This window comes from Neisseria iguanae (assembly GCF_003013245.1).
GTDB classification, from domain to species: domain Bacteria; phylum Pseudomonadota; class Gammaproteobacteria; order Burkholderiales; family Neisseriaceae; genus Neisseria; species Neisseria iguanae.
The window spans coordinates 1-1,726 of record NZ_PXYY01000165.1; the positions used below are offsets into that span (position 1 = coordinate 1).

At 50.3% G+C, this 1,726-nt stretch carries 1 protein-coding gene and 2 pseudogenes; 1 reads left to right on the plus strand and 2 read right to left on the minus strand.

Annotated features, from left to right (window positions below; genetic code table 11):
• Positions 1 to 413, minus strand: a pseudogene (locus tag C7N83_RS16835) (IS481 family transposase); the annotation flags it as partial.
• A 143-nt stretch (positions 414 to 556) separates the two neighbouring features.
• On the opposite strand from C7N83_RS16835, the pseudogene C7N83_RS13780 reads away from it, so the two are divergent.
• Positions 557 to 1,205, plus strand: a pseudogene (locus tag C7N83_RS13780) (IS1595 family transposase).
• A gap of 180 nt (positions 1,206 to 1,385) precedes the next feature.
• Here C7N83_RS13780 and C7N83_RS13785 read toward each other — a convergent pair.
• Entirely contained in the window at positions 1,386 to 1,592 is a 207-nt protein-coding gene (locus tag C7N83_RS13785) for a hypothetical protein (RefSeq protein ID WP_146135185.1), read from the minus strand.
• Positions 1,593 to 1,726: the final 134 nt, after the last annotated feature.

Sequence of the window (1,726 nt, forward strand, 5' to 3'; positions counted from 1 at the left end):
CTTTTACAGCACCGGCAGCGGTACGGCCAGGCAAAATGGCGGCATACCGCCCTCTCGAAAAATCATCAATGGCAACAAACAGGCAATCTCTTGGGGCGGTAGCTTTTTGATTCTGCAATCAAGGCAGCCGTTTGGTGTCGGAGTGCGCCGTTTCGCCCGGATAAGGTTTTTGCCTGTTTTTTGAGTGTTTTTTCGACGGGCTTCCCAACTTTAGCCAAACGTTTCATGTCATACTTGGCTTGTTTGAAACGGTTGCCGGTACTGTTTTGCGGTGTCGGCAGTTGCCATCGTGCCGCCTAAGGATACGGTAAATGGTTGCTTTGCTGACTTGGCATTGCCGGGCCGGCGAAGTAACGGTGGTTTTATCCTGCGCGCTGATGTGGGGTGAGCTGGGTGTTTTTGTGGGTGTTCATTTCAGTATTGTCTTTCCAATACGGTAAACAACGCCGGCTTTTCTTACAGCTAAAAAGCAAGGAAACTTTTTAAATTCAAGGTATGCTTGCCCCTGCGGGTAGGTCGCGTGTTCATTTTTAGGGGCTGAAGCAGATTGGCAGTCATGTCAGACGGCAAAAATAAAGATAACCATTGCAAATTAACAAAGAATGTCCAAAGAAAACTCCTCCGGTTTTTCGTACCAGAAGCCACAGCCCGTGCAGCCGCTGATATTTTGGGTATCCAACCCGGTTGGGCTATGTTGTCCTACCGCAAAACCCGCCGGGTGACAGCCTGTCATTTGGCGCAGGAAGCCGGCGGGTTTTCAGAGGCCCTACTGGGCCGGACGGGGGTTATTTCGGCGGTCGGCGTAAGGGTAAGCGCGGACGTGCGGCATCTTAAAGCGGCAGGGAAAGGTTGGTACCGCCGTTGCGGGGGATAGCGGGAAGGATACGTTATTTCCGGTTGTCAAACAGCAAACGACACCTGACGGCATTGCTTATACCGGTAGTAACAGGAACTGTGGCGTGCTTGATACGGGCAGGTTCGGGCATCAGCGCATCAACCGTTCACAGCTTTTTGCAGACCGTCAAAACCCTATCGGCGGCATTGGAAATTGTTGGAACCAGGCGAAGTGCGTCTTGCGCAAATACAATGGGGTTGGCTGTAAACCTTTCCCGCTGTCCTTGAAAGAATGCGGGTTCCGCTTTAACTTTGGCGTACCGTCCGGGCAGCTTGAAATGCTGCGGCAATGGTGTGGTGTTTGGGGTTAATCTGCGTCCCCATTTTTAAGTTAATCAGCTATATGCCCGAGACAGGTGTTTTACAAAAGTCTCGGTCTGCCAATCAAACTTGCTTATCCTGATTTGGTTTCCCAGCCTCACCCTTTTCATCAGCAACATCTGTTTCAGACGGCATGTTCGCATTGTCCAAACTATCCACATGTACCTGCGCTACTGTTTCATCAAATCATCGTTTTCTTCATGATTACGCGGATCAAAATCGGCCGCCATCGTACCCGTATTGCCCGATACGCTCACAAACACGCTGTGCTCTTCTTCCGACACCACATTCTGTTTCCACGCGAATGCTGCCAAACCGCCGGTTACCAATGCATACAGCGCGTAAACACCCAAATGCGGCGCATAATCCATCATCACACCCGGAGGCCTTTGCAAAATACAAAGACACCAACCAAAGCAGTTAATTGGGTTACCAATTAACCGCTTTGCCTTTTTGAGTACTGTCTCCGCCCTTATTTTCCCTTTTTCAGGGCGTATTTCCTACCTTTCAG